Below are 8310 nucleotides of genomic sequence, written 5' to 3' on the forward strand. Positions count from 1 at the left end.
TTTGATGCGTAATCCTCCTACCATAAAGTTGAAAAAACATGAAAACATCTGCCACCTGCAACGAAAAGCGTGTAATGCACTAGTTGATAAACAGTTGGAGCGTTGCAGATACCTGCGACAGATAGGTTGCAGATAAAGTATCTGCAACACAGTATAAACCTTACATAAGCTAATTCTCCAGGAGTGCAAAAGTTTATTGTATACATTAACTTCCCGTTTCCAGGCGGGGAACTGTCGTTTCCGGCATTAGAAACTACAGTTTCCACGGCAGGAAACGAGAGTTTCTAAGGCGGGAAACGACAGTTTCTACGTAAGGATACTGTCGTTTCCCCGTAGAGTCACCCCAATTATCCCATAGCTTTGCACAAAGGAATCAAGGCTTTTTCTTTGATTATATAACGTGTTGCAGATAAAGTATCTGCAACCTATCTGCCACAGGTATCTGCAACGCTCCAACTATTTATTAGCTAGTGTGTTACACGCTTTTCGTTGCAGGTGGCAGATGTTTTTATGTTTTTCAACTTTATAGTAGGAAAAAAATTCATTCATTTCCGCACCCGTTACGAACCTATTCTTAGGAGATAGAGTTCCCCTGAACCAAATTCCCTGATTTACAACTGTTCCCCAAAGCTTCAAATAAAAACAATTATGACACCATACCATTTGGTACGATGTCATAATCTTAGTAGAACCATGCCAAGAAACCGAAGTCATAATGGCATGATGAAATTACACTAACCTAATTTATTTATTTTTCTTCCAAAGCTTGCTCATATCTTCCAGTGTCTTACCTTTCGTTTCGGGTACCCAACGCCAAACGAAGATGGCAGCAGCCACACAGATTATGCCATATAAACTATATGCAAACATCGGGCTGAAGTCGTACAGTGCCGGGAAAGTAGAAGATACAATGTAATTGAATATCCATTGGAATGCTACGGCGATTGCTACCGCTTTACCACGGATCGTGTTCGGGAATATTTCCGAGATCAACACCCAGCAAATCGGCCCCCAAGACATCATAAAGAATGCTGCATACACAATCACTGAAAGCACCGGAAGAACACCCTTTATTGCCATGCTATCACACATTGCTACCGCAAATGCACCTACAGCCATACCAATAGAACCGATTATCAATAGTGGTTTACGTCCGAAGCGGTCTACAGTGAAGATTGCAACCAATGTAAAGACAATGTTTACAATACCCATAATAACTGTCTGCATCATGCCACCTCCTTCTGCACCTGCATTTTCGAAAATACGAGGAGCATAATAAAGTACCGCATTAATACCGATAGCCTGTTGGAATACAGAAAGCAAAATACCGATCACAATTACTGCCACTCCATAAGTAAAGATTTTCTCTGTCTTTTCATGAGCAGTAGCTTTAATATCATTAAGAATTTCCTGTGCTTTTGTCTTACCATTGATCTTTTCAAGGATCGAATAAGCCTTTTCATCCTGCTGTATCAATACAAGATAACGAGGAGTCTTGGGAACAAAGAACAATAACAAACCGAAGAAAGCGGCAGGGAAAGCTTCCGAACCGAACATGTAACGCCATCCTTCATAAACGGTCCACATATCAGATTCAGCACTAACAGACAGTACACCGGCTGCATCTTTCAAAATAATAGGATTTTGATGGTCGCCCATAATCAGGAAATTCACGAAGTATACTACCAACATACCGAAGATGATAGCAAACTGGTTACACGATACAAGCGTTCCACGAATATTGGAAGGAGCAATTTCAGCAATATACATCGGACAGACTGCAGAAGCCAGTCCAACACCGATACCGCCCAAAACACGATACAAATTAAAAGCAATCAGCAAATCCATGTTCGGCTTTCCATATTCGAAAAACAAGACTTCCGGATAATAGGAACCTAATGCTGAAAGGAAAAAGAGTACGGCAGCAAGCCTTAGAGAATTACGACGTCCCAAACGGGAAGCAAATATACCGGAGATCGCACCACCCAGTACACAGCCAATCAATGCGCTGGAAGATGTGATTCCATGCATTACTTTATTGTATTGAAAATCAGAGGCCGAAAGGAAAAAAGCCTCCAAGCCTTTCTCTGCACCGGAAATAACCGCTGTATCGTATCCGAAAAGCAGTCCTCCCAAAATGGCGACAGAGGTTATCGAATATAGGTAGAGTTTACTACCTTCGTTCGTTGTATTAATCATGGTTATAAGTAGATAAAGTAGTGTTGTAGTAGTTGGATTTATATCACCACAGATTTCACAGATTGACACAGATAAAATTCAAAATAAGAGAGAAGAAAATCAATCTGTGACAATCCGTGTAATCTGTGGTGGGGTTAATTAGCAATACATATTCAGAATTGCTTCATAAAGTTCTTGTTTACCGCTAGTCTGTTTCGGTTCACCGTTTGCTTTTGCATAAGCAACTACATCTTCCAAAGTCAACTTGCCATCTTCAAACTCCTTACCTTTACCGCCATCAAATGAAGCGTAACGGTCAGCCAGCATTTTCTTATAGGGAGATTCGTTCAGCAGAGCAGCTGCGCTTTCCAATGCACGAGCCATAGCGTCCATACCTGCGATGTGAGCGATGAAGATATCTTCCAGGTCAGTAGAGTTACGACGAGTTTTAGCGTCGAAGTTTGTTCCACCGTTACCCAAACCGCCGTTGCGGATAATTTGCATCATAGCTTGTGTCAGTTCGTAGTTGTCAATCGGGAATTGGTCTGTATCCCAACCATTCTGATAATCACCACGGTTAGCGTCAATAGAACCCAACATGCCGTTGTCTACTGCTACTGCCAATTCGTGTTCGAAAGTGTGACCAGCCAAAGTTGCGTGGTTTACTTCAATGTTCACTTTGAAATCTTTATCCAAGCCATGAGCTTTCAGGAATCCGATTACTGTTTCTGTATCTACATCATACTGATGTTTTGTCGGTTCCATCGGTTTCGGTTCAATCAGGAAAGTACCTTTGAAACCACGGGCACGAGCATAATCACGAGCGATGGTCAGCATTTTTGCCAAGTGTTCTTTTTCACGTTTCTGATCTGTATTCAGAAGAGACATATAGCCTTCACGGCCACCCCAGAATACATAGTTCTGACCACCCAGTTCGATCGTTGCATCGATTGCATTCTTGATCTGAACAGCAGCACGAGCTACTACGTCAAAATCAGGGTTAGTAGCAGCACCGTTCATATAACGTGCATGGCCAAATACGTTGGCAGTACCCCACAACAGTTTGATGCCTGTTTCAGCTTGTTTCTGTTTTGCGTATGCTACGATTGCTTTCAAGTTAGCTTCGTATTCTTCGATGCTTGCACCTTCAGAAACCAAGTCTACATCGTGGAAACAGTAGTATTCGATACCCATTTTCTGCATGAATTCGAAACCTGCATCCATTTTATCTTTTGCAGCTTGTATAGCGTCAGCATTACTATTCCAAGGGAATTGTTTTGTTCCGCCACCGAATTGGTCGCCACCTTCAGCACACAAAGTATGCCACCATGCCATAGCGAATCTCAACCAATCTTTCATCTTCTTACCGTTGATAACCTTTTCAGCATCGTAGTAACGGAATGCCATCGGATTCTTACTATCTTTACCTTCGAACTTAATCTTTTCAATTCCCGGGAAAAATTCTTTTGTTGCCATAATTCTTTTATTTTTAAAATGGTTATTATTTAAATTGTTAATTATTTATCTGAAGACAGAACTGGAGCCGGTATGTTACCGGTCATCGACTTTTCAAGACGGTATTTCCATTTTGCGTACGCGTCAGCATATTCCTGTCGTTTTGCCACATTAGGCTCAATCACATCCAGTTTGTCAAGCGTAGCAAATGCCTCATTGTTATCCTTGTAGATACCTGCACCGATGCCCGCACCTTTCGCAGCGCCTACGGAACCATCCGTATCGTAAAGCTCGATAGTAGCTCCTGTGACTCCCGCCAAAGTATCGCGGAAGATAGAACTCAAGAACATATTAGCGTGTCCGGCATGGATCATCTTCACAGGAATTCCCATTTGCTCCATGATATCAATGCCATATTTAAAAGAGAATACAATACCTTCTTGAGCGGCACGGATAATGTGGTGTTTGCCATGCGTATTAAAATCCAGTCCACGGATACTGCAACCGATTTCTTTATTATTCAGCATACGTTCGGCACCGTTACCAAAGGGCAGGATACTGATTCCCGCACTGCCGATAGGCGCTTTGGAAGCCAATACATTCATTTCATTATAAGATATTCCTTCGGGAGCAATGTTGCGTTTCACCCATGAGTTGAGAATACCTGTTCCGTTGATGCAAAGCAATACTCCCAAACGTGTCTGATCTATGGTATGATTGACATGCGCAAAGGTATTGACGCGTGACTGCGGATCATAGTTCACTTCACCGTTCACGCCATAAACCACTCCCGATGTTCCTGCCGTAGAAGCAATCTCTCCAGGATTAAACACATTCAAAGAAAGGGCATTGTTAGGCTGGTCGCCTGCACGATAAGTAATCGGTGTCCCTTCTTTCAGTCCAAGCTCTTTGGCAGCTATTGCATTTACACGTCCCTGCTCTGCGAAGGTCGGTTTAATATCTGCAATCAAAGAAGAATCAAACCCGTAATAATCCATTAAGAAATCAGCCACCCGATTGTTCTTGAAATCCCAGAACATACCTTCCGAAAGCCCGGAAACAGTTGTACAGATTTCTCCACTCAACTTCATGGCAATATAATCGCCCGGCAGCATTATCTTATCAATCTGCTCATAGATGGCCGGTTCGTTTTCTTTAATCCACGCCAACTTGGAAGCGGTAAAATTTCCCGGTGAGTTCAACAAATGAGAAAGACATCTCTCCTCCCCGATTGTCTCAAACGCTTTCTGACCGTATGGCACCGCACGAGAGTCACACCAGATGATAGCAGGACGCAATACATGCTGATTCTTATCAACACAAACCAATCCGTGCATCTGATAAGAGATACCGATGGCTTTAATTTCAGCGGCACTAACTCCGGATTCGGTCATAATAGCCTGCGTGGACAACTTTAAGTTTTCCCACCAACTTTCAGGATCTTGTTCCGCCCATCCGGGATTCACTGCAATAATATTCGCTTCTGTTTTCGGAAAAAATGCCGAGGATACACATTTACCAGTCTCCGCATTTACCAAACTCGCTTTTACAGACGAGCTACCTATGTCATAACCTAATAGAAACATAATTTTATTTACGATTAAACGATTTACTATTTACGATTTACGCTCAATGTCCGACAATTAATGCTTTAACATTCAACGCCTAATACTTAATACTTGAACAGGGTCTACCTTCTTACCTTATTATATATCTTCTTATCAAATTTATAATAACGGGCAGCACGGTGAGCCACTCCTTGTTGTTTTTCTTCCAAAGGAACTACATATTCCATCATTGCTATTTTTTTATGGAAGTTACGCACATCCACGGCTTTGTCATATACTAATTCAAAAAGAGTCCTTAATTGTGCGGCTGTAAATTTACGCGGAAGCAGTTCGAACAACATGGAAGGATTAAATTCTACGAACTGACGAATATAAGTCATTGCCTCCTTTATAATCAGATTATGGTCGAAAGCCAGTGTTTTCACGTCTTTCAAAGCGACCCAGCAAGCCTGGTGATCGTCCAGATTCTTATCCAACGTACGATCTATCTTCACCATCGACAAATATGCAATGGTAACAATACGCTCCACTTTTGACTGCATAGCTCTTTCCAACCAGCGTACATCTTTCGGATTACTCGTTCTGTTTTTAGAACCAAATGCTTTAAACTGCATCAGATTCACATTTTTAAGTCCTGTCAGTTCATACAAAACTCGTTGTGCAGCTTCATCCAAGGCTTCATCCATATAGATAAGACTTCCGGGAAGTTTCATATCATGATATACTTCTCCATTATCCTCACCTGCACGTTTTACAAGCAACACTTTCAGTTGTTCTCCGTCAAAACCAATCACTACACAGTCTACTGATATATGATTGTTTGCTAAAGGTGTATTTTTCTGTAAATTTTGCATATCTATTTCTTTAAGACGATGCAAATATAGAGGCTAAAAACCATCAAAACAAAAATAAGAACTATGCTATAAAACATTGTTTTTCATATAAATACATATCATACATTCTACAATATGAATAGTTAGTGTTATCTTACGAATTACAATATGTATTTTAGTATTTCCACGGGTGAGTAATTGTATAAAGTACAAAAACTAGATGGACGCTTTATTATCAGTACTTTTCATATCTTTTCCAACAGACACCCGGAAAGGTACTTATTGTATTTTAAACGATATGTCATTTTGTACCTTATCGTTTTTTATTCTATCTTTGTCGGGTAAATATTAAAAAATCTAAAATGGAACGTCATCCAGTCATTTTATCCATTGCCGGCTCCGATTGTTCGGGAGGCGCAGGTATTCAGGCAGACATAAAAACAATCTCGGCTTTAGGAGGCTATGCAGCATCGGCCATTACTGCTATCACCGTACAAAACACACTGGGGGTACGTGCCGTACAGTCCATTTCTCCGGATATGGTTCGTGGACAAATAGAAGCCGTGATGGACGACCTGCAACCGGTTGCCATCAAAATAGGAATGATAAATGACATTCAGATCGTTCGTGTAATTTCCGACTGTCTACAAAAATATTCACCTGCATACGTCGTTTACGATCCGGTAATGGTGTCTACCAGCGGAAAGAAACTTATGACAGATGAAGCGATAGAAGAAATCAAAAAAGAACTTTTACCGCTTGTCACACTAATCACCCCTAATATTGATGAAGCAAAAGTACTTACAGGTAAAAGTATTCACAACATTCAGGATATGCAGACCGCTGCCAAAATGCTGACGGATGATTATCAGACTAATATCTTACTAAAAGGCGGACATCTGGAAGGAGACAATATGTGCGACCTTTTGCATACGTCCGAATTTATCTACCATATATATGAGGAGAAAAAAATAGAAAGCCATAATCTGCATGGAACGGGATGCACTCTCTCTTCCGCTATTGCCACCTATCTTGCCAAAGGCTATCCCATGCGAGAATCCATCCAGCATGCGAAAACATATATCACTCAAGCCATTATCGCAGGAAAAGAATTGAATATCGGCCATGGTAACGGCCCTTTATGGCATTTTCCGGACACCGTTGCACAAATGTGTACTTTTTGTGCGGTTGTATCATAAAAATACGTAACTTTGCACCCGCAATTAAAAATCAATTAAATAATAAAAATATGAAAGCATTTGTATTTCCCGGTCAAGGCGCTCAATTTGTAGGAATGGGTAAAGACCTGTATGAAAACTCAGCTTTAGCAAAAGAATTGTTTGAAAAAGCAAATGATATCCTCGGATATCGCATTACAGATATCATGTTCGACGGCACAGACGAAGATCTTCGTCAGACAAAGGTTACTCAACCTGCCGTTTTCCTTCACTCTGTTATTTCTGCTCTTTGCATGGGCGACGACTTCAAACCGGAAATGACTGCCGGCCACTCACTTGGTGAGTTCTCTGCATTGGTTGCTGCCGGTGCATTGAGTTTTGAAGATGGATTGAAACTTGTGTATGCACGTGCAATGGCTATGCAGAAAGCTTGCGAAGCTACTCCTTCCACCATGGCTGCTATTATCGCATTGCCGGATGAAAAAGTAGAAGAAATCTGTGCAGCAGTAAATGCAGAAGGTGAAGTTTGCGTACCGGCCAACTACAACTGCCCGGGACAAATCGTTATCTCCGGCTCTGTACCGGGTATCGAAAAGGCTTGCGAACTGATGAAAGCTGCCGGAGCAAAACGTGCTCTTCCGCTGAAAGTGGGTGGTGCTTTCCATTCTCCATTGATGGATCCTGCTAAAATAGAACTGGAAGCTGCTATCAAAGCTACCGAAATACATACTCCTAAATGTCCGGTATATCAGAATGTGGATGCACTTCCTCACACTGACCCTGCAGAAATCAAAAAGAATCTGGTTGCCCAATTGACTGCTTCCGTACGTTGGACACAATCAGTAAAGAATATGGTTGCTGACGGTGCTACTGATTTCACAGAATGTGGCCCGGGTGCCGTACTTCAAGGATTGATTAAAAAGATTGACGGTACTGTCAATGCTCACGGTATTGCATAAATATCCGTAAGCAGACTTTATCTTTAAATGATATAGAGCGTGTTGGTAATAGTTGCCAACACGTATTCTATGTTTCTATCCAAGTCATTTTATGAGTTTAACATTTTCTTAACATCGGTAAATTTAGCATTGTAAAACA

Annotated in this window: 6 protein-coding genes; 2 read left to right on the forward strand and 4 right to left on the reverse strand. The window is 41.4% G+C overall.

What is annotated here, in order from left to right; all coding sequences use genetic code 11:
- Window positions 1-744 precede the first annotated feature (744 nt).
- The 4 genes from xylE to KFO40_RS24745 all read right to left on the reverse strand — a co-directional run bounded on the left by xylE (window position 745) and on the right by KFO40_RS24745 (window position 6055).
- Window positions 745-2199, reverse strand: coding sequence for a D-xylose transporter XylE (xylE, locus tag KFO40_RS24730; RefSeq protein WP_004316410.1), 1455 nt, complete (start codon window positions 2197-2199; stop codon window positions 745-747).
- Window positions 2200-2337: 138 nt separating this feature from the next.
- Complete coding sequence (gene xylA, locus KFO40_RS24735; RefSeq protein WP_004295876.1) at window positions 2338-3654, reverse strand: xylose isomerase; 1317 nt, start codon at window positions 3652-3654, stop codon at window positions 2338-2340.
- A 41-nt stretch (window positions 3655-3695) separates the two neighbouring features.
- Entirely contained in the window at window positions 3696-5219 is a 1524-nt protein-coding gene (locus KFO40_RS24740) for a xylulokinase (protein ID WP_008640143.1), read from the reverse strand.
- A gap of 104 nt (window positions 5220-5323) precedes the next feature.
- Complete coding sequence (locus KFO40_RS24745; RefSeq protein WP_004295874.1) at window positions 5324-6055, reverse strand: NUDIX hydrolase; 732 nt, start codon at window positions 6053-6055, stop codon at window positions 5324-5326.
- A gap of 341 nt (window positions 6056-6396) precedes the next feature.
- On the opposite strand from KFO40_RS24745, the gene thiD reads away from it, so the two are divergent.
- Window positions 6397-7233, forward strand: coding sequence for a bifunctional hydroxymethylpyrimidine kinase/phosphomethylpyrimidine kinase (thiD, locus tag KFO40_RS24750; RefSeq protein ID WP_004316408.1), 837 nt, complete (start codon window positions 6397-6399; stop codon window positions 7231-7233).
- 50 nt (window positions 7234-7283) lie between these two features.
- A complete protein-coding gene (gene fabD, locus KFO40_RS24755) occupies window positions 7284-8171 on the forward strand; it encodes an ACP S-malonyltransferase (RefSeq protein ID WP_004316407.1) in 888 nt (295 codons plus the stop codon).
- The last annotated feature ends 139 nt before the right edge of the window (window positions 8172-8310 follow it).

It is taken from the genome of Bacteroides sp. 1001302B_160321_D4 (assembly GCF_015667765.1).
GTDB classification, from domain to species: Bacteria; Bacteroidota; Bacteroidia; order Bacteroidales; family Bacteroidaceae; genus Bacteroides; species Bacteroides xylanisolvens.

Bases quoted from the DNA above. Each gene is read 5' to 3' on its own strand.
- xylE (WP_004316410.1), bottom strand. From the start codon at position 2,199: ATGATTAATACAACGAACGAAGGTAGTAAACTCTACCTATATTCGATA.
- xylA (WP_004295876.1), bottom strand. From the start codon at position 3,654: ATGGCAACAAAAGAATTTTTCCCGGGAATTGAAAAGATTAAGTTCGAA.
- KFO40_RS24740 (WP_008640143.1), bottom strand. From the start codon at position 5,219: ATGTTTCTATTAGGTTATGACATAGGTAGCTCGTCTGTAAAAGCGAGT.
- KFO40_RS24745 (WP_004295874.1), bottom strand. From the start codon at position 6,055: ATGCAAAATTTACAGAAAAATACACCTTTAGCAAACAATCATATATCA.
- thiD (WP_004316408.1), top strand. From the start codon at position 6,397: ATGGAACGTCATCCAGTCATTTTATCCATTGCCGGCTCCGATTGTTCG.
- fabD (WP_004316407.1), top strand. From the start codon at position 7,284: ATGAAAGCATTTGTATTTCCCGGTCAAGGCGCTCAATTTGTAGGAATG.